Raw genomic sequence first — 20237 nt, forward strand, 5'->3', positions numbered from 1 at the left:
CGCGCTGACTAAGACCTTGATATTGCCCGACCTGGATCGTGGCGCGTTCTTCGACGCTGAGTTCTGTATAGGACATGGCGGCACCTTACCGGAGGGTGAGGTGTTGCACTCAGTTTTTGCGGCCGCCATCTCAAAAATTCTGACATGCTGCGTCCTACCTCCTGGAATATAAATTTGACATCTGTTTGCATGAAGAAATTAAGTCATCACGCTAAAAATTTAACCCGCCAACCAAGTGGCTTGCCCTGGCGATAGTTTGTGGTCAGCACGATGCTGCCATGCTCGTAGCGTTTGGTGATGAAGTTAAAAGATCAAGTCAGCTTCATTACGACCAAAAATCAAATAATACATTTCATCGATCATCATCAGCTTCGAGCGTTGAACTACCCAGGCAAACGCCGCTAGTGATGCCGTGCGACCCGTTGCAGCGTCAAATTGGCAGCAGTAGTCGGGACTATGATTGTCGCAGGAGCGAAGAGTCAACTAGCACACATGTGCTATTCCATGCGCTTAAAGCAACTCTGAAAACGACCTCTCGATCTTGTGAAATTCCCACCACGCACAAACGAAACAGTGGGCCTGCTTGACCAGGGGATTTTGGTTTCGGCGGTCAAAAAAGCAGGCCCTTGCCCCTGGCTGAGGCGGGGGGGTGGCTACCACAACGGACGTTATAGAAAGCGGGGGAGGAGTGGGGTGTCAGGGAGGTCGCTCCTTGAGCATCGGTACGGATACAAAAGTCACCCGTAAAAAACTCATCTAAATCAATCAATTAAGTGTTTTTCAAAAATTCAGGATACAAAACATTTCAAAACTCCCGTGTACAGGTGCGGAATGCCAAGCGTAATTTCACCCTCAAGCTGTGCGGTCAACGCTGTTGGGTCTGCAATGGAATTCAGCCTGTAGCATCCCGGATCTTCATGCCTTCACCGGGTTTGCACCTACAACAATAGAGGGAGCTATCCGTGAACTGCATTTTCTGTGCAATCGCCAAGAAAGAATCACCGGCTGCCGTTGTCTACGAAGACGAGCAGTGCCTGGCATTTCTCTCCATCCAGCCGATTACTCCTGGCCATGTCCTGGTCATTCCCAAGGCCCACGCAAGTGGCCTGGGTGATATCCCTCCTGAAACCTGTGGCCACATGATGCGTGTGGGTCAACGGGTGGCGGCCGCCCTGCGTGAAAGCGGCTTGAGCCTCAATGAACAACCCTGTGAAGGTATCAACCTGCTGCTGTGCGATGGCGCTGTGGCTGGGCAAACCGTGGGGCACGCACACCTGCATGTGCTGGCCCGCTTTGTCGGTGATGGTTTCAACCTGGGGCATGCGGACCTGCCACTCGCGACGCCCCAAGTGTTGGGCGAGCGCGCAGAGCAGATCCGTCGAGCCTTGACCGCGCTGCCACCGGTTTAACTGTAAGTTTCTTTTAGTTTAAAGGCACGCCCGTAATAAGAGGGTTGGGTGCCTTGCTGTGCGCAGTCAGTAAATCATCAACTTGTAGGTATCTACGCAAGGAGGCGAAGCTATGTATTGTACTGTGGAAACTTAAGTTGCGCTGGGCTGAACTAAATACTACAGATCACAACAAGAAGGGGGTTCTCATGCCGTCACTCGCCAGTAATAAGGCTGCCTTGCCTTCGGCAAGTATGCAGTTGGTAAAAGATGATTCAGCCGGATCGGCCATCTACAGTTTCTATGATTCAGTACTCCAAGAGTTGTGTCAGTCTGACAAGGTTAAAGTCAGGCAAGTGGTTACTCCTGCACAGTTTATCGAACTGTCTCGTGCCCGCAGTCGGTTGTACGGGCAACGAAAGATTTACTACAAAACGCTGTTTGGTAACTCGGTCGATGAAAGCGTCTGCCTGGATGAATACGATTCCCGTTCTTACGTGTTTGCCTTTTATTATGACGGTGAAATTATCGGCACCCAGCGTATTACGCCTTTTCCTCATGAGTCGGGCGAGTTCATCAGCCATGAACAACTGGTGCAGTTCTCCGGGCCCAATTACGAGCGTGAATGCGTTGAACTCTCGCGACTTATTGTCGACAAGCATTCCCCGGTCAAGAACGTGGTCAACGGATTGGCCATGACTGGCGCCTCGCTGGTCGCCCTGGAAGGCGGTTACAAAACGTTCATCACCTACGTAAAGCCGAGGCTTGCGCCAAAGTTTGACAGCTTCGTCTTTGATCAGGACGGTATTTTCTTCCAAATCAAGGCTCGCGGCGATCACTACTACGCCCTGTACAAAGGCGATCTGTTGCCGTCGGTCACGCCTTTCTTCGGCCTGCAAAGCTGCCCCGCGGACCTGAAGGACGTTGATGACTTGATTCGCTACACCTTGGCCGCCCGTACCGCTATGCACTCACTGGCGGTATGAGCATCCCCAAATAACGACAACATTGAGGTTGATCCAAGATGGAAGCCAGGAACAAAGAAGTGGTTATCGAGTTTTACGAGCGCATGTTTGGCCAGCGTGAACTGGCGGTCGCCGATACATTGATTGCCGAGGAATATGTACAACACAATAACGTATTTATTCCGCCGCGCCGGGAAGGCTTCAAGACCTACTTTACGCAGTTCTTCAAGACGTTCCCCGAGTCGGGTACCAGCATTGAACGGGTCTGTGCGGAAGGCGACTATGTGTTCCTGTATGCCAAGCATTGGGCCAAGCACAAGTTCTTCACCGTGAATTACAAGGTGATCGATATTTATCGTGTGGAGAACGGTGTGCTGATGGAACACTGGGACACTATCGAAGGCTTGGGGTTCTTCTCCAAATTCATCTACATCATTAAGTCCGTGTTGCGCCTGTAAGTCCGTGTTCGCCTGAAAGAAAAAAAGCGTCATAAGCGATTTATCAACCCCCCAAGGAAGAGAGTGAAATGACTGAAGTGACCGAGTTTCGCAAAGAGCTGAAAGCCGTCTGTGATGCCGAATGGGAAAAGATCAAGGTCGGCCGTTTTTTCCAGATGATGAAGCGCCCAGAGTTGCAGCGTGAGCTCTACATCAAGTCGATTGTTCAGGTGTATCACTACACCAAGAACAACGCGATCAACCAAGCGGTGGCGTGCTGGAACCAGGACCACAAAAAGGTCGGCTTGCTGCGCTTTGCGATGAAGCATGCGCTGGAAGAACTGGGCCATGAAAACATGGCGTACAACGACCTCATCGCCATTGGCGTCGACAAGTCCGAGTTCGAAAAACCAATGCTGCCGGCCACCGAAGCGTTCTACGGTTACCTGGATTTCGTCTCTGTATGCCGCGGCATCATTCCACGGCTGGGCTACAGCTTCTGGGCCGAAGACTGCTACGAGCACCTCGAGCCATTGATGGACGTATGCAAAAACCATCTCAAGCTGACCGATAAAGAACTGACCTTCTTCGTCGCCCACGCGATCATCGACGAGAAACACTCCGAGCAAGTCAACGCAGCCATCGACCGCTGGGTCGAGACCGACGAAGAAAAAGAGGCGGTCAAACAAGTCGCACGCACCACGGTTTACTTGATGGGCAAAATCCTCGAGTCGGTCGCCGACGAGTTCTAAGTCTTGGCAACAGGCGTCCTCGCGCACCCCGCTGCGTGAGGACTTTTTTACATGGCGTGCACAACAATAAAAACGATCGGTTGGTCATGGCGCTTGTCGAACCGCCTGGCTGCCACGGTCAATCCACTAGGAGGTGCCATGAGTAGCAATAGCGACATGATTACCTGGGGCATGATGCTGCGCAAAATCCCCTCGATCACCCGGGCCATTCCTCGGCTCGTCAGGGGAGTCAAAGCGTCCAAGCTCAAGGTCGATCAGCCCTGCGGCCTGGGTTGGGCCTTCGAACAGGCGGTTGCGCGCAACCCTCAGGGGCCGGCGCTGCTCTACAAGGACAATCGTTTCAGTTATGAACAGGTCAACCAGTGGGCCAACCGTTTCGCCCATTACTTACTTGCCCGTGGCCTGAAAAAAGGCGACGTGGTCGGCATCTTTATTGAAAACCGCCCGGAATTGCTGGTCAGCGTGCTGGCCGTCAGCAAGATCGGCGGTATCTGCGCCATGCTCAACACCTCGCAGACCAAAAACGTCCTGATCCACAGTTTGAACCTGGTCAATCCCTCGGCGATTATCGTCGGCGAAGAGTTGGTGCCATCCTTTGACGCGGTGCGTAACGACATCGCCATCGATGAGCTGAGCACGTTCTTCCTGGCTGACACCGATACCACTCGCGATGCGGGCATCGCGCCCGAGGGTTACGTCAACCTGACCCGCGTCAGTGAAGAGCACTCCACCGCCAATCCGGCGAGCACCCAGCAGGTCTATTTCGACGACGCTTGCTTCTACATTTACACCTCCGGTACCACCGGTTTGCCCAAGGCTGGGGTGTTCAAGCACGGGCGCTGGATGAAAGCCTACGGCAGCTTCGGCATGATCGCCCTGGATATGCGCCCCGATGACATCGTTTATTGCACCTTGCCGCTCTATCACGGCACTGGGCTGTGCGTGAGCTGGGGCTCGGCATTGGCCGGCGCCTCGGGTTTCGCCATCCGCCGCAAATTCAGCGCCAGTCAGTTCTGGGATGACGCGCGCAAATTCAAGGCCACCACCATTTGCTACGTCGGTGAATTGTGTCGCTACCTGCTCGACCAGCCTCCCGCGCGCAACGATGGCGACAACCCGGTGGTGAAAATGATTGGCAACGGCCTGCGCCCAGGCGTGTGGATCGACTTCAAGACTCGCTTCAACATCGAGCGAGTCTGCGAGTTGTATGCCGCCAGTGACGGCAACATCGGCTTTACCAACATCCTCAATTTCGACAACACCATCGGCTTTGCTCTCAACACCTGGTCGCTGGTGGAGTACGAACACGACACCGGTGAGCCGCGGCGCGGCGCGAACGGTTTCATGCAGAAAGTCGGCAAGGGTGGCCAAGGCTTGTTGCTGGCCAAGATCGACGACAACGCCCCGTTCGACGGTTACACCGATCCGGAGAAGAACAAAAAAGTAGTGCTGTACGACGTTTTCGAACAGGGTGATCGCTACTTCAACAGCGGCGACTTGATTCGCGATATCGGCTTTGGCCACGCTCAATTCGTCGACCGCCTGGGGGACACTTACCGCTGGAAGGGCGAAAACGTCTCCACCACCGAAGTCGAAAACATCATGGTGCAACACCCCCACATCGCCGAAGCCGTGGCCTACGGTGTGGAAATCAAAAACACCAACGGTCGCGCCGGCATGGCCGCCATCACCCCAACGGCCCCGCTGGAGCAACTGGACTTTTGCGACTTGCTGCGCTTCGTCAAAAGCCAGATGCCTCACTACGCGGTCCCGATGTTCCTGCGCATCAAGACCTGCATGGAAACCACCGGCACGTTCAAATACCAGAAAACCAAGCTAAAGACCGAAGCCTTCGACCCCAGCCAAACCGGCGAAGACCCGGTCTATGCCTGGCTACCGGGCACCGAAACCTACGTGCGCGTGACCGAGCAAGTGCTGCAGGACATCCATGGCGGCAAGTTCCGCTATTGAAGGGCAACTGCGCGAGGGTTAAACCACAAGGCCGGCATCACTAAGTAATGCTGCTCACTTAAGCGGAGCAGCATTGCTGGATGCCTGGGCAGGAAGGCGGTAGATTCAGCCCCCAAAGGATGAAACACACCTGTGGAGTGGATTTTGCGCAAACTGATTGTTGTGCTTGTGCTCGGTTTTTCGTGCAGTTTCCCCGCCATTGCGGGTGATGGCAGGGCGGTCGAAGTCTCGGCCTTTGGAGCGATTGTTTCATCGAGCCTTGCTGTGACGCTTTTCCCCGTGACGCTGACCGAAGACAGTCAAGAAAGTAGTCGGAATAGTTCAAACAGAGGCGACCGAAAGATAGTTGCCGCTCGCAATGATGCTGCAGCTTTCGTCGCGAGTGATGGCGTTATTAGAGGCGCAAACCTGGAGGCGGCATTCGAGGTTTTACGGACTCAGAATGCGATGGGTACAGTCAGCGACATCGAGCTGGCTGAAGCCGTTCTGGTTTACCAATTGCGCTAGATGAATGGAGTTTCGATGACGGGTAGCCAGCCCGCACGGGGCTTTTTCGTCTCACGCACCCCTGGTGTGTGGTTCGCTAGTGCGAGCTGTGCAGTATCGAGCCGCACCTGGTATGCGTCGTGGTCAGCGATGTTTGAGTTCTCTTCTGTTGATGCGCTGGCCGGTGATCGTCATGCCATCCATTTCCCACACTTCGGTGCGGGTTCTGAATACTTGCCGACGGGCCCCTTTCTCTTCTAATACCTGCGCTGCCATCTGGCCGGCCATTCCCTCTGGATCGACCATGGTGGTTACGACGCGCTTAAAAGCGCGAGTTTGGTAAAAAATTTGCTAGTGTTTATCCGCGTGATAACCAGACGGTTTTCAAGAGCATTACCTTTAAAAAAGGGTGCGGATATCCATGACGAATGCGACGCCAGCCATCAAGCTCAGCACACTCAGGCAAATTGCCCCCTATCTGAGTATGCGCGGGGTGTCGCCACTGGAGTTCTTTCGGCGCTTTGGTATTTCCCCGCATGTTTTTCAAAACCCTGAAGCTTGGGTATCGCGAGCGGCCTGCTTTCATATCGCCAATGAAATGGCTGCCGTGGCACAGGACCCCTTTGGCGGAGCGATGATTGGGCACCTGACCGATGTGCGCTCAACCGGCATGTGGGGCGAGTTGATATTGGGCTCGACCAACCTCGCTCAGGCGTGTGCAGCGGCGGCGGTCCATACGAACCTGGTGCATCAGGGAAGCGAAGTAAAAATTGTCACCGAAGGCCGTACGGCGAAACTGATCCAACATTTTACCGGGCACCACGGGGCTGATCCGAAGCAGGTCATTTTCGGCACTCTGGCGGTGCTTAGAAAAGTGCCGCTCATGTCCGGCGCGCCCGGCGCTATACGGGTGTATCTAAAAAACTCGAGAGAGCGAGGCGACGAGGCGCTTGAAGAGTACCTGGGCCCGAACCTGGTCATGAACGCTGAGTACAACATGATCGAATTTGATCGTGAGTTGCTCGAGATTCCCCTGCAACCTGTTCGAGATGTTGCCTGGAAAACCACCCAAGCCTTGAAGTCGACGGCTGACACCGCTGACGTGCTCGTCCAGCAGATCGCGAATCAGGAACTTTCCAAACTTGTCACTGTTTCAAGAAAGATTGGACTGTCTGTTCGAACCCTGCAGCGGCGCCTCGAATATTGCGGTATCGACTTCGACGCTTTACGTGACGAGACCCGTCGCAGTGAAGCCCAGCAGTTGATTGCCTGCGGCAGATACAGCGCGACCGAAATTGCCTACATGGTCGGCTACAGCGATCCAGCGCACTTTACGCGCGCCTTCAAGCGTTGGACGGGAAGCCCGCCGTCTCACTATCGCGCCCTCTTGAAACAAGACCGGAACATCCTCGTTTAACCCCTCTCCCAAAAAATTGGCCTCTTTGCGCGGCGGCCTTCTCGTGCGCGCTCGCATTGCTTTTGGCACCAAATGGCAAGTTTGCGCCAAGGCGTTCTTATACAGTCAAAAAATCAACGCCAACTAATATAATCAAGGGGTTCAAATGTCCCATTCATCCACGGCCAGCGTCTTTGCCATGGCGCTGGTCGCTGCTGGAAGTGCTAACGCTCAGTCATCGCCAGAGGCGGCGATACCGGTGGGTGTCGATAACTTTATCCGTGCCGAGTCCGACCTCTACTTGGGGAAAATGGTGGCGAGTGGCAGTTTGGGCCGGTTTGTTCACAGCCGCGAAGCGGTACCCATCGACGCCCAGAATGTGGTCCGGATGAATCGGGACACACTCTATTCGTCAGCCGTGTTCGATCTCGATGCAGGCCCCGTCACCATCACCTTGCCAGAGTCTGGCGGGCGGTTCATATCGATGGCGATGATCAATGAAGATCACTACGTGCCCTTCGTTACGTACGGCGCCGGGAGTCGGACACTGACCAAAGAGGCCGTCGGCACACGCTATGTATTTGTTGCTGTGCGCACGTTCTTCGATCCCGCAGATCGCCAAGACCTTGAACAGGTACATGCACTGCAGGATGCAATCACGGTCAGCCAGGCCAGGGTGGGGGAGTTTGTAGTACCTAAGTGGGACCAGGCGAGCCAGACAAAGGTGCGTGAGGCCCTGGAGGTCCTGGGTTCGACGATTCCTGACTACAACCAATCCTTTGGCCCCAAGGGCACGGTCAATCCAATCCATCATTTGATCGGCACAGCAACGGGGTGGGGTGGGAACCCAGCCAAGGACGCTATCTACCTCGGCGGCGTGATGCCTGAGAACGATGGGAAAACCGTTTACCGGCTCACAGTTGGAGATGTACCGGTCAAGAGCTTTTGGTCGGTCAGTGTTTATAACGCCGACGGTTATTTCCAGAAGAACCCCTTTGACGCCTATTCGTTGAACAACCTCACCGCCAAAAAAAGTGCGGACGGCTCGATTGTTATCCAGTTCGGCGGTTGCGACGCGAGTATCGCTAATTGCCTGCCTACCCCACCTGGCTGGAACTACACAGTCAGGCTTTATCAGCCGAGCGAACAAATACTGAATGGCCAATGGCGCTTCCCGAAGCCGCAGCCCGTCGCGCTCTGATTCATAACGCCTGACGTTTATAACTCGGCATAAACGCCCATCAATACGTGTTGTTTACACCAAAGGAAGGAAACGATGACCACCACCGGCGGTTCAAACTTTTTCAAGTATCAAGCGACGCTCATGATAAGTGCGACCCTTGCGTTTTCGACGGTGTTGCCTGTTCACGCAGACGATTCAGGTGAGCCCTCCGTGACCGTGGGTGGCGGACTCGCCGTTGGCCCGCTGTACGAAGGTTCCTCACACTACGCCTCGTTCCCGTCACTGAAACTCAAAGCGGTTTTGCCTACTGAAAACTGGGGCAAGTTCACCGCAGCCTTCCCGGACGGACTGCGCTGGGACTTGCCGGGGTTGTCGCCTTTCGGCATCGCCCTGTTGCTGGGTTACGACCAGGGACGCAAGGAAAGAATCCACACTCTGGGCGGTCGTGATGACTACCTGAAGGGCATGGGCAACCTGGACAGCACCGCTCTTGTTGGAGCGGAAGCGTATTGGGTTCTGCCGGCCGGTCGTCTGTTTGTTCGGGGCCTGCAAGCCAGCCAGAGCCGCGACTACGGTGGCGAGAGCTTGGGGCGTACCGCGTTTCTGGAAGCCGGTTTCGCCACTGCATACGCGCTGTCTTCAACATTGACCCTGGACTCGACGCTGTACGGCACCTGGAGCAATGAGAAAGACATGATGGCGCGCTTCGGCGTCACTGCCCAACAAGCTGCGCGCACCGGCTTCGACGAGTACCACCCGGGTGGCGGCATGCGTGACGTGACCTTGAAGCTGGGCCTCACGTGGCAATGGCAACCACAGTTGGCACTGGAAGGCGGCATCAAGACCTACGCACTGGTCTCTGATGCCCGCAACAGCCCGCTGACGGGTGAAAACGTGGGCGCAGGCGCCTATCTGAATGCCCTTTACCGGTTTTGATAAGGGAACACTCGATGAAAACAGTACATAAGCAGTTGGGGCTGGCCAGCCTGCTCTGGTCGGGACTGGTGCTTGCCGATGATGCGGCCACAAAGGTTACGGACCCTCACTTCAAGCTGGCCCCGGGTTATCTGAACTCGGCAGACTTGCCGCTGCGCCTGGCGTTGCTGGGCGCCCCACCTAAGCCCGACTCTGCGGCGCTTGCACGGGATGAGGAGGCTCGGCGAGCAGCAGTGTCACTACGCGGTACGGCGCGGGAGAAACTCGCCGCGGCGGATGCAGAGCTGTCATTCCCGGGCCCGGCCAACGCATTCTCCTGCGCGATGGGCACCCCGATCAGCGAGAAAAGTACACCGCATCTCTACACCCTGATGCAGCGCACCCTGACCGATACGGGAGGCTCCACCTATGCCGGAAAGAATGCCTACAACCGCACACGTCCCTTCGTGGCACACAACGAAGGAACCTGTCGCAAAGACATGGAACCGCTGTTGCGCACGGATGGTTCCTGGCCTTCCGGCCACTCCGCCGCCGGTTGGGCCTGGGGCCTGTTGCTGGCCGAGATTCAACCTGAACGTGCAACCGAGTTGATGACCCGCGGGTTGTCATTCGGCCAGAGCCGAATCATCTGCAACGCACACTGGCAGAGCGACGTCGATGCAGGCCGCATCATGGGTGCTGCGACGGTAGCAAGCTTGCATAGCAATCCGGCGTTCCTGGCGGATCTGGCGGCCGCGAAGGAAGAGGTCAAGGCCGCACAAAAAGCCGGTTTGAAGCCTGCAGAGGACTGTGCGGCCGAGGGCGTGGCGCTCTCGCTGACTCAGCACTGATCGGGGGAAGCACCATCATGTACCGTGACAACCCTCCCTCGGCTCTGCTGCGAAAGCACGCACGTCTGGCCCTACTGGCTAGCGCCTGTATCTGCGTCGGGCCCGCCATGGCGGCAGACAACGATGACTGGACGTTCAACGGCGGACCTTATGTATGGGGCGCAGGCATTCGTGGACACGTGGGTCATAGCAGCACTGGAACCCAGTTCATAAAATCCGATTTTTCCGATATCGCCAAGACGGTCGATATGTCGGTGATGCTGATGGGGGAGGCGCGTCGGGGCCCCTACAGCGTGCTCGCCGACCTGATGTACATCGACACCGACACCCGCAACCGCTTGCCCGGGGGCGCCAAACTTGAGGTGCAAAGCAAGACCGCCTCCGGGTTCCTGGGTGGCGGCTACACAGTGTTGGGCGATGAAACCCGTCGACTGGAAGTCGCCGGTGGCGTACGCGTCTGGTACAGCGGTACCACCCTCAGCTTCCATGGTGGACCGCTTGGTGGCTTATCGGGCTCTGATAATGCGACCTGGGCAGACGCCATGGCGGGCCTGCGTGGGCACTATGCGGTGAACGATCGATTCTGGTTGTCGTCCTGGGGGATGGCGGGCGCCGGGCAGTCTCGGGAAGACTGGGATCTGGCAGCGCTGGCAGGCTGGGAATTTTTGCCCGGCTTTTCGGCGGTGGTCGGTTACCGGGCGATGGGGGTGAATTATCGCCATGATGGCTTCGTCTACGACATCGTCCAGAAGGGGCCTTTGCTGGGGATCAGTGGGAGCTTCTGAAGCCTTATATCGTTTTGATTTCACTCGAAAGGACTGTCGCGGAGACCCGGCATATGGTTCAAGAATTCAACCACCACCGTGAATGGATGGCAGCGCTTGATAAGTACGAGAAACTGCTGATTGAAAATCCCAGTCTCCGCTGGGAAGAGTTGCCGGGCGATCAGCACACCCGTATGGCACTCGGACTGTACAAGCTCAAGTGTTTCGCCGGGCGGATGCTCGAAGGCGATACGGCAATCTGGGCCAGACTGGAAGCCATGGACCAGGTTCGGCTCCATTTGATTAGCGAGCATCACTGGACCCTGCATGACGTGCGGCAGATACAGGACGAAGAGGATTTTGTGTTCCTGCTTCATGATGAATTGGAACAGATGAAGTTGACCAAGCAAGAGGCTGAACCTGTTCGCCAGTGGACGGATCATCTTGGGACACGGGCGGAGTACCAGCAGCACTACCGGGATTGCGCGTCATAGTGGGGCTCGATATTGCAACTCGCGCCAGTAGCAAGCCTTGCGCGTATACCCGGCAGCCCAGCTTTCGCGGGTAGCGTCACTCTGCCAGCCAATAATTGGCTCGTGTGCGCCAGCGACTCAACGAAGCGGCTCAAGGCTTCAGTGACTACTGTGGGTTTGCGCTGCAGGAGTGTTGAGGAATAGGCGCTGGGCATCGGCAACCAGGCATAGCTCTACGAGGATAACGCCACAGACTCGATGGACTGTTTAGCTTGGGCGATGCTGAGCCCACTCGGCAAGCTCGCGCCATTCTTGGCCGCAAGGATCTCGGCCATCACGCTGACGGCGATTTCTGCAGGCGTCTTACTGCCAATGTAGAGGCCGATCGGCCCGTGCAGGCGTTCAAGCGACGCCTCGGTCTCACCAAAATGCTCGATCAGGCGTTCGCGGCGCAGCTGGCTGTTGCGCCGCGAGCCGATGGCGCCGATGTAGAATGCCGGGCCGTGGAGGGCTTCGAGCAGGGCCAGATCATCGAGTTTGGGGTCATGGCTCAACGCGACGATGCAGGTGCGCAGATCCACCGCGAAGTCCCGTACCACGTCATCCGGCATGCCAACGATGCGTTCCACGCCGTCTACCGCCCAGGTCTCGATGTACTCGGGACGCGGATCGCACACCGCCACCTTGAAACCATTGAACAACGCCATGGTGGCCAGATACTCGGCCAGCGCGCCGGCACCGATCATGAGCATCCGATAGCCTGGCCCCAGGGTATTGAGCATCTGCGAATCATCGAAGCTGAATTGCTCCGGCGTCGCGGTCGACTCAAGTGCGACCTGACCGGTCGCCAGCGCCAGGCGACGGCGAACCAGTTGACCGGCGTCCAGTTGCACCAGCAACGCGTCAAGAGACTGCCACGACGGGTTGAACTCAAGGATCAGTTCAAGCGTGCCACCACAGGGCAAGCCAAAGCGATGCGCCTCATCGGCGCTGACGCCATAACGCACCACTTGCGGCGCGCTGTCGCGAAAAGCGTTGCCGCCATGGGCCGTGGTATAGCGATGGATCAGATCGTCTTCGATGCAGCCACCTGACACGCTGCCCACCACGCGACCGTCGTCACGCAAGGCCATCATCGACCCCGTCGGGCGTGGCGAAGAACCCCAGGTGCGCGCCACCGTGGCGAGCAACACACGCTCGCCGGCGGCTAGCCAGCCCCGCGCGGTGCGCAGAACCAGCAAGTCGATGCTTTCCATCAAAATCTCCTCTTAGCGCATGTGCAGGATGATCGGGCTGCTGCTGGCCGGGTCGGTGTGTTCACGCAGTTTGCCCACCGTCTGCGCATCAACCGCACTGCCCTGATTGCCCCAGGTGCTGCGCATGAAGGTCAGCACTTCGGCGATCTGCTGATCCGACAACTGCTCACGGAAGGCCGGCATGCGATAAGCGTCCGGCACGCCGGCAGCCACCACACGTTGCGAACCATTCAGGGTGATGTTGATCGCTGAAGCGCTCTCCTTGGCCAGTGCAGAGGTGGCGCCCGCCAGCGGCGGCATCCATTCAGGTTGTCCCTTGCCGTCCAGGCCGTGGCACGAAGCACAGCGCGTCTCGTAGGTGTGGGTGCCAGGGGCATTCAGACGCGTCGCTGCCGAGGCCTCTTGATACTGCCAAGGCTGCCCGTCGCGCTGGCGGTCGCCGGGCAATGACTTGAGATAGCGGGCAATGGCCGTCAGGTCGTCATCGGTCATGAATTGCGTGGAGTTGTTGAAGGCTTCGGTCATCGAGCCGTAGACCACCGCGTGTTTGTTGCGACCGGTCTTGAGGAATTGCACGATCTCCGGCTCGCTCCAGCGGCCCAGGCCAGTATTGTGATCATCCCGCAGGCTCGGCGCGTACCAGCCATCAAGCAAGGCACCCGCGAGGAACGGCGTGCCGGATTCATCCAGTGCCTTCTCGTTGAACGCCAGGCCACGCGGGGTATGGCAACTGCCGCAGTGCGCTGCGCCTTGAACGAGGTAAGCGCCACGGTTCCACACGTCATCCTGCGACGGTTTGGCCACATAAGGCTCGGCGTCGACAAACACCCCGTTCCACAGTGCAATCGGCCAACGCAGGTTAAGGGGCCACGGAATCGCACTCGGGATGTTCGCCTGTTTCACCGGCGCCACGCCTTTCATGAAGAACGCATACAGCGCACGCACGTCATCGTCACTGAGCTTGGCGTAGGACGGGTAGGGCATCGCCGGATACAGACGGCGACTCTCGGGCGCCACGCCGTGGCGCACGGCCCGGTCAAAGTCCGCCAGGCTGTAGTGGCCAATGCCGGTTTCCGTGTCCGGGGTGACATTGGTCGCATGGATCGCGCCCAGCGGCGTGGCCATTTCCAGTCCGCCAGCGAATGGTGCACCGCCCGGCACGCTGTGGCAGGCCACGCAATCGCTGAGTCTGGCGACGTATTCGCCGCGGGCGACCAGTGCCGGGTCGATGTCGGCCACGGCGATCGGATGGTTTTCAAGGCGCGAGACAGGCTCGCGGGTGACGTACCAGGTCAGCAGGCCTGCCGCGACCAGGCACGGCACCGCCAGCCAGCCAGCGGTTCTTGCGAATCGACTGTTGTTCATGAACGCTCCGGCGCTGATCAGGTGAAGGTGTGTCGGCTCATGGGCAGGCTGCGCACCCGCTGGCCGGTTAGCCTTGCCACCGCATTGGCGACGGCGGGCGCCACGGCGGGCAACGGCGGTTCGCCGATACCGCCCATTTTTTCCCCGCTCTCGACCACCCGCACGTGTACCCGAGCCATCCGCGCAGGCGGCAGGATCGGATACAAATCGTAATTGCGCGCCCGGGGTTTGCCATCAATCCACACTGACTCCTCCACCAGCGTCTGGGACAGCCCCAGCGCCACGGCGCCATTGACCTGTGCGTCGACAATCGCCGGATTGACGATGCTGCCCGGGTCAATCGCCTGCCAGATGTCGTGCACCTTGACCTGGCCGTTCTCGATGGACACCTCGGCGATCACCGCCGTCTCTGTACCGAACGGCGAAGCCATGGCCACGCCGCGCGCACGTCGGCTGCCATCCTCGGCAGTAAACGGCCCGCGTTTCCAGCCGCCCGACAGCTCACCCACCGCCTGCAGCAACGTGGTCAGCCGTGTGTTGTCGCGCAGCAAATGCAGGCGCAGGTCGAACGGGTCCTTGCCACCCTTGTCGGCCAGTTCATCAAGGAACGATTCATAGAAGAAGTCGTTGAGGGAATTGCCCACCGAACGCCAGTAACCGAGCATGGCCGGACCTTTGACGTAGATCTGTGCGATGCGCTTGTTGGGGATCGCATAGGACTTGCCCGACAACCCTTCAAGTGCCGTCGGATCGAGCTTTTCACCTTGCTTGCCAGCGAGGGCTTCGGTCGGGCCTTCGGTGGCACTGATCGCTTCGATTGCCAGCGGCCAGCCGTCGCTGTCCAGCGCGGCGCGGAAATTCACTGCGGCAACGGGACGGAGCACATCACGCAGGAACTCTTCCTCGCGACTCCAAATCAGTTTGACTGGACGGCCAACCGCCTTGGACAGCGCGATCGCCTGAGGGTAGGGACTGGCCGAGTCGTAGAGAAAATGCCGGCCGAAGAACCCGCCCAGTAGCGGCGAATGCAAGGTGATGCGCGACGGATCCAGGCCCGTGCGTTTGGCGATGTCGGCACGGAACATGTCCGGCGCCTGATTCGGCAACCAGACTTCCAGCGAGCCGTCCGGATTGAATCGGGCCAGTGCAGAAGGCGGTTCCAGTTGGCCGTGGTTCAAGTATTGGTTGTGGTAAGTGGCGTCGACCCGGGTCTGGGTCCCCTTGAGAATCGACGCCACGTCGCCTTCATTTTCATCATCTTTGGCGGGGCCTTTATCTTCAGCGAGGCGCTTGAACCAGGCATCGCTGGAAAAGTCGGCGGGCATCGGCCGCACGTTGCTGTCGGCCGTTGGCTCCTGCCAGTCGACCTGGATCGCCTCGACGGCACGTTTGGCGTGCCACCAACGCTCGGCGACCACCGCCACGGCGCCCGGCAGACGATGCACGGAATGCACGCCTTTCATCGCCTTGACCTGGTCTTCGTTGCGCAGGTTGCCCACCGTCATTCCCAGGCGCGGGGCATGTTGCACGGCAGCATGCAGCATGCCGTCGACCTTCAGATCGATGGTGTAAAGCGCCTTGCCCGTGGACTTGTCGTAAGCATCGATGCGCTTCACCGGTTTGCCGATCCAGCGGAACGTGCTCGGATCACGCAGTTGCACGGAGGCCGGATCGGGAACCGGCAGATCCATCGCGCGTTCGGCCAGTTCACCGTAGGCCAGCGAGCGGCCCGACTTGGCATGCACGACTTTGCCTGGCTCGGTGCTCAACTCGTCCACTGACACCCCAAGCTGCTGCGCGCCCGCCTGCAACAGCATGGCGCGGGCAAGGGCACCGAGGCGGCGCATGACCGGGTAACTCATGCGCACCGACATGCTGCCGCCGGTGATGCGCATGCCGTTCTCCATCACCACATAGGCCTCGCCGGGCGGGGCGGCTTCCACCAGAAAGGTCGCCGGGTCGGCATCCAGTTCTTCACCGACGATCTGCGCCATTGCGGTGAATGTACCTTGTCCGCCTTCCATGAACGGGCAGAGCAAGCGCACGCGGTTGTCCGGACGGATCTCGAGAAACGCCGGGACCTGCGTGCCGCGCTCGGCCGCCGTCGCCGTTGCTGCTGCAGCTTGCACGCGAGTCGCACCAAGTGGCAGACCAAAGCCGAGGACCAGTGCGCCGACGGCGGTACCGGTCAGAAAACGTCTGCGCGAAACATTGATCGGTTCGTGCAGGTCCAGTGCCGAGGCGTGCTGTGAAGGGTCGATATGAACGTTCATCACGCGTCTCCCTTGGTGGCAAGTTCATGCACGGCGGCGTGAATGGCGTTGTAAGTGCCGCAGCGGCACAGGTTAACCATCGCCGCCTCGATCTGCGCATCACTGGGTTTGGGGTTGTGTTTGAGCAGCGCGGTGGCGGCCATGACTTGCCCGGACTGGCAGTAGCCACACTGGGCGACCTGCAGATCGACCCAGGTCGAGACCACCCGTTTGCCCACTTCATCGGCTTCGATGGCCTCAATGGTGGTGACCTCGCGGCCGACCACGCCAGCCACCGGCGTGACGCAGGAGCGTACGACGTTGCCGTCCACCAGCACCGAGCAGGCGCCGCATTGCGCCAGGCCACAGCCGTACTTGGTCCCGGTCATGCCCAAGTCATCGCGGATCACCCACAGCAAGGGCGTATCGGCGTCGGCATCGACCTGATAGGTCTTCTGGTTGATTCGAAGTTCCATGGTTCACCCGCTTGATCATCGGTTGACGTGCATTGTTATGAGCGGTGACACGCGGCGAGGCGCATCACCGTTGACGCTGGTTTTTGTTCAGTTCGCTGCGGTGCCGAGTGCTTCTGCCTCGTATGGCTGCCCACGTAGAAGCGCAATGTCACGACTGGGCGCGGTACCGAACAGCCGGCCATATTCGCGGCTGAATTGCGAAGGGCTTTCATAGCCGACTGCAAATGCAGCCCGCGAGACGTCCAGGTGCTCCATCAACATTAGTCGACGAGCCTCGTTCAGCCGCAGCCATTTCTGGTACTGCAGCGGGCTCATGCCGGTGAGCTGACGGAAATGATGGTGAAAGGTCGGGGCGCTCATCTGCACCCGTGCGGCCAGATCGTCGATGCGCAGGGCATCGGTGTAGTTGACCTTGAGCCAGTCGATGGCCTTGGCGATGCGATAACCCTGACCATCGACGGCAGTGATTTGTCGCAGCCGCGCGCCTTGATCGGTATGGAGCAGCCGATAGTGGATTTCTCGCAGAATCAGCGGCGCCAGGACCGGGATCGCCTCGGGTTCATCCAGCAATGCCAGCAGGCGATCGAGCGCGCCCTCCAGAGCACAAGACAGGCTGCCGATCCCGGCGCCCGTACCCATTGATTGCTGGCGCTTCGCAGGCAAGCCGCTCTTGGTGATGACCTCGGCAAGCATGCTGATATCCAGTTTCAGTACGAGACCGACACAGGGCTGTTCGGGACTGGCAAGCATCACTTCGGAGTTGGCGGGCAGGTCCAGTGAGGTGACCAGAAACCGTGAAGGGTCGTAGTTGTAGCCCTCACCACCGACCCACAAGCGCTTTTCGCCGCGACCCACGAGAATCAGGCTGGGTTCTACCATGCACACGGCGGGCGGCGCCGGCTGGTCGCGCCGAAACAGCGACAGCCCGGGTATGGCCGTGGCGAAGTCACCCGGTGCGCTCACGCGCGGGTCAATGTTCAACGCCAAAGGCGATTCATGGCGCAGAGGGATATCGATCATGTCAGGTCACTCCTGTTGATCGAACTCTAATCCGCGCAAGAGACGTTTCCTATCCATCACCCTGCATCCCCAGAGGATCAGGCAAGCATTCAAGAGGAATGCACTGGGGAAGGGCCGGATTGACCGGGAGAATGTGTCTATCTGTTACAGGGGCAGTGCCCGGATGGGCGACAAACGGCTTGCCCCTGCGCATCGCACCCACACGTTTTTTTGCACCTCAGGCAGTTCCCATGACGTTTCCTTCTACAGATCCTTCTAAAAGAACAGGCGGCTGGAGCGCAGTGCTGGCCATGTCGTTGGCCGCATTCGCCTTGGTCGCTTCAGAGTTCATGCCCGTTAGCCTGCTGACGCCCATCGCGGCAGACCTGCACATCACCGAAGGCCAGGCAGGGCAGGGTATTTCCGTGTCCGGTGCCTTTGCATTGATCACCAGCCTGCTGATTGCCTCGGTTGCCGCTCGCGTTGAACGGAAGAAGTTGCTGCTGGGCCTGACCTTACTGATGATCGTCTCCGGTACGGTCGTCGCGCTCGCGCCGGGCTATCCCTCATTCATGTTTGGGCGTGCCCTGATCGGGATCGCGATCGGTGGTTTCTGGTCATTGTCGGCGGCGACTGCAATGCGCCTGGTGCAGTCTGATCAGGTTTCCCGGGCGCTGGCCATCGTCAATGGCGGTAACGCTCTGGCGACGGTCATCGCCGCGCCGGCGGGTAGTTTTCTTGGCTCGTTGATCGGCTGGCGCGGTGCATTCTTCTGTGTGGTCCCGGTCGCAGTGCTTGCCGCCGTGTGGCTGCTGATAAGCCTTCCGTCCTTCAAGGCCGAGCGCCAGGCAGGCAGCGGCAACGTTCTGCGGCTGATGAAACAGTTGCCAGTGGCCTTGGGAATGGTCGCCGTCAGCGTGTTTTTCATGGGCCAGTTCATGCTGTTCACCTACCTGCGGCCATTTCTCGAGGGCGTGACTGGCGTCAGTGTCTCAACCTTGTCGTTGATGCTGCTGGGGCTGGGACTGGCAGGTTTTATCGGCACCTTTCTGATCGAAAGGTTTATGGGCCGCGGCCTCTACCGCACGTTGAGCGTTATCCCGCTGATCATGGCGGCCATCGCGCTGGCGTTAGTCAGCTTCGGCAAATCACCGGTACTGACCGCTGTGTTGCTCGGACTCTGGGGACTGGTTGCGACGGCCGCACCGGTCGGCTGGTGGACATGGCTGGCGCAAACGCTTCCGGATGATGCGGAAGCCGGAGGTGGCTTGCTTGTGGCCATTGTCCAACTGGCGATTGCCGGAGGCGCGATCATTGGCGGTCTAGCCTTTGACCTAAGCGGTTACAAAGCCACATTCGAGCTCAGTGCCGCGGTGTTGGTCGCCGCGTCAGTGCTTGCCTGGCTGGCGGGTCGCAATGCCACGCAAGTTCATCTTGTCGAGTCGAGCGCGACAGCCTGACGTGATCAGCCGTCTCTCAGCGGATGGGTTATGGACATGAGAAGAAGTGGCGAGCAAGCAAGCGTGTGGCTGATCCTCTCGGCGATTTTAATCTGTGTATCGATGAGCCCTGTGGCCATGGCCCAAAGCTCATCGCTGCACCAAAGCACCGATCAAATGGCTCCGGGTAAAGAGATGCCTGTCATGCCAGACAACTCAGCGATGTTGACCAAGATCAAACTGAAATTTGCAGTTCAAAAGGCCGTGTTGGAACTCAACGACAATCCGCCTTCCCGCGATCTTGTGTCCATGCTGCCGCTCACGGTGAAGTTCAGCGACGATAACGCTTTCGAGAAAATCGCTTTTCCGCCGCGATGGAAGAGGAGTTTGACCTCCATCTGGAGTTGAGCGAGTGATGTCGCCGTTGCTGGGTTGGTTCATTGTTTGATCCCATGCTGCGGATCAAGGCTTTGTTCTGAGGCGACCTGAATACTCAGATCGTGCCTGCGCAGTATCTGGCACTTCACCCTTTATAACGGTGAAACAATGCCAGCGGAAATCAGGCAACGAGATGGGCTAACCCTGAGTGTTATGCAGTCCCCAAGGTGGGCCGTTGCAGCAGATTATCTTGACCCAGCGCATGCTCAACGAATTGTTGCCATCACCTGCGAGCGCGATCAAGGATTGATCGCCCTCGCAGCGTGTTAGGCGTATGTCGGGGAACCAGTCGGACGCATCGACTGCTATTAACCCGGCAATCAAATACACCAAATCATGCTGCGTAGGCGATACGTGGATGCCGGAAATAAGAACGGATTCTTTGAGGGCGTAATTGCAATCGTCTCATGACCGAGCGAACACGCCTTTCC

Annotated in this window: 20 protein-coding genes and 1 pseudogene; 15 read left to right on the forward strand and 6 right to left on the reverse strand. The window is 58.3% G+C overall.

All coding sequences use genetic code 11. The annotated features are described in order from the left end of the window. Positions 1-962 precede the first annotated feature (962 nt). The 6 genes from AC19YX_RS34860 to AC19YX_RS34885 all read left to right on the forward strand — a co-directional run bounded on the left by AC19YX_RS34860 (position 963) and on the right by AC19YX_RS34885 (position 6020). The gene (locus AC19YX_RS34860) at positions 963-1409 is read left to right on the forward strand and encodes an HIT family protein (RefSeq protein ID WP_078468635.1); all 447 of its coding nucleotides are present in this window, start codon (positions 963-965) and stop codon (positions 1407-1409) included. Between the two features lie 188 nt (positions 1410-1597). Continuing rightward, complete coding sequence (locus AC19YX_RS34865) at positions 1598-2374, forward strand: hypothetical protein (RefSeq protein ID WP_238596105.1); 777 nt, start codon at positions 1598-1600, stop codon at positions 2372-2374. Between the two features lie 38 nt (positions 2375-2412). Beyond that, complete coding sequence (locus AC19YX_RS34870; RefSeq protein ID WP_020297373.1) at positions 2413-2811, forward strand: nuclear transport factor 2 family protein; 399 nt, start codon at positions 2413-2415, stop codon at positions 2809-2811. Positions 2812-2879: 68 nt separating this feature from the next. Continuing rightward, complete coding sequence (locus AC19YX_RS34875) at positions 2880-3542, forward strand: iron-containing redox enzyme family protein (RefSeq protein WP_020297374.1); 663 nt, start codon at positions 2880-2882, stop codon at positions 3540-3542. Positions 3543-3680: 138 nt separating this feature from the next. Then, entirely contained in the window at positions 3681-5513 is a 1833-nt protein-coding gene (locus AC19YX_RS34880; RefSeq protein ID WP_500608003.1) for a long-chain-acyl-CoA synthetase, read from the forward strand. A 144-nt stretch (positions 5514-5657) separates the two neighbouring features. Then, a complete protein-coding gene (locus AC19YX_RS34885) occupies positions 5658-6020 on the forward strand; it encodes a DUF2388 domain-containing protein (RefSeq protein ID WP_500608004.1) in 363 nt (120 codons plus the stop codon). Positions 6021-6143: 123 nt separating this feature from the next. Here AC19YX_RS34885 and AC19YX_RS34890 read toward each other — a convergent pair whose 3' ends face one another. Continuing rightward, on the reverse strand, positions 6144-6305 hold the full coding sequence (locus AC19YX_RS34890; RefSeq protein WP_500608005.1) for a hypothetical protein: 162 nt from the start codon (positions 6303-6305) through the stop codon (positions 6144-6146). Positions 6306-6420: 115 nt separating this feature from the next. On the opposite strand from AC19YX_RS34890, the gene AC19YX_RS34895 reads away from it, so the two are divergent. The 6 genes from AC19YX_RS34895 (at position 6421) to AC19YX_RS34920 (ending at position 11602) form a co-directional block, all read left to right on the forward strand. Then, positions 6421-7416: an AraC family transcriptional regulator gene (locus tag AC19YX_RS34895; RefSeq protein ID WP_500608006.1), complete on the forward strand. Its 996-nt coding sequence runs from the start codon at positions 6421-6423 to the stop codon at positions 7414-7416. A 145-nt stretch (positions 7417-7561) separates the two neighbouring features. After that, positions 7562-8596, forward strand: a complete 1035-nt coding sequence (locus AC19YX_RS34900; RefSeq protein ID WP_500608007.1) for a DUF1254 domain-containing protein — start codon at positions 7562-7564, stop codon at positions 8594-8596. Positions 8597-8671: 75 nt separating this feature from the next. After that, entirely contained in the window at positions 8672-9514 is an 843-nt protein-coding gene (locus AC19YX_RS34905; RefSeq protein ID WP_500608008.1) for a MipA/OmpV family protein, read from the forward strand. A 14-nt stretch (positions 9515-9528) separates the two neighbouring features. Continuing rightward, positions 9529-10344, forward strand: coding sequence for an acid phosphatase (locus AC19YX_RS34910; RefSeq protein ID WP_500608009.1), 816 nt, complete (start codon positions 9529-9531; stop codon positions 10342-10344). A 14-nt stretch (positions 10345-10358) separates the two neighbouring features. Next, positions 10359-11129 (forward strand): hypothetical protein, encoded by a 771-nt coding sequence (locus AC19YX_RS34915; RefSeq protein WP_500608015.1) that lies wholly within the window; start codon positions 10359-10361, stop codon positions 11127-11129. Between the two features lie 53 nt (positions 11130-11182). Next, on the forward strand, positions 11183-11602 hold the full coding sequence (locus tag AC19YX_RS34920) for a hypothetical protein (RefSeq protein WP_078468644.1): 420 nt from the start codon (positions 11183-11185) through the stop codon (positions 11600-11602). A 212-nt stretch (positions 11603-11814) separates the two neighbouring features. Here AC19YX_RS34920 and AC19YX_RS34925 read toward each other — a convergent pair whose 3' ends face one another. From AC19YX_RS34925 to AC19YX_RS34945, 5 genes are all read right to left on the reverse strand, one after another. After that, positions 11815-12837 (reverse strand): XdhC family protein, encoded by a 1023-nt coding sequence (locus AC19YX_RS34925; RefSeq protein WP_421549177.1) that lies wholly within the window; start codon positions 12835-12837, stop codon positions 11815-11817. Positions 12838-12849: 12 nt separating this feature from the next. Further along, positions 12850-14202 (reverse strand): c-type cytochrome, encoded by a 1353-nt coding sequence (locus AC19YX_RS34930; protein ID WP_500608010.1) that lies wholly within the window; start codon positions 14200-14202, stop codon positions 12850-12852. Between the two features lie 17 nt (positions 14203-14219). Then, the gene (locus tag AC19YX_RS34935) at positions 14220-16475 is read right to left on the reverse strand and encodes a xanthine dehydrogenase family protein molybdopterin-binding subunit (protein WP_500608011.1); all 2256 of its coding nucleotides are present in this window, start codon (positions 16473-16475) and stop codon (positions 14220-14222) included. Beyond that, positions 16475-16930, reverse strand: coding sequence for a (2Fe-2S)-binding protein (locus tag AC19YX_RS34940; RefSeq protein ID WP_078468648.1), 456 nt, complete (start codon positions 16928-16930; stop codon positions 16475-16477). The genes AC19YX_RS34935 and AC19YX_RS34940 overlap by 1 nt, the downstream gene beginning before the upstream one ends. 87 nt (positions 16931-17017) lie before the next feature. Continuing rightward, positions 17018-17950 carry an AraC family transcriptional regulator gene (locus tag AC19YX_RS34945; protein ID WP_500608012.1) on the reverse strand — a complete coding sequence of 311 codons (933 nt, stop codon included), beginning with the start codon at positions 17948-17950 and terminating at the stop codon, positions 17018-17020. A gap of 230 nt (positions 17951-18180) precedes the next feature. Between AC19YX_RS34945 and AC19YX_RS34950 the strand changes: the two genes are divergently transcribed. The 3 genes and pseudogenes from AC19YX_RS34950 to AC19YX_RS34960 all read left to right on the forward strand — a co-directional run. After that, the gene (locus tag AC19YX_RS34950; RefSeq protein ID WP_500608013.1) at positions 18181-19389 is read left to right on the forward strand and encodes an MFS transporter; all 1209 of its coding nucleotides are present in this window, start codon (positions 18181-18183) and stop codon (positions 19387-19389) included. A 30-nt stretch (positions 19390-19419) separates the two neighbouring features. Beyond that, entirely contained in the window at positions 19420-19776 is a 357-nt protein-coding gene (locus tag AC19YX_RS34955) for a cyclophilin-like fold protein (RefSeq protein ID WP_500608014.1), read from the forward strand. Positions 19777-19995: 219 nt separating this feature from the next. Then, positions 19996-20076: pseudogene (locus tag AC19YX_RS34960) on the forward strand (lysis protein); the annotation flags it as partial. Positions 20077-20237: the final 161 nt, after the last annotated feature.

The sequence above is a fragment of the Pseudomonas sp. MF09150 genome, from assembly GCF_059862355.1.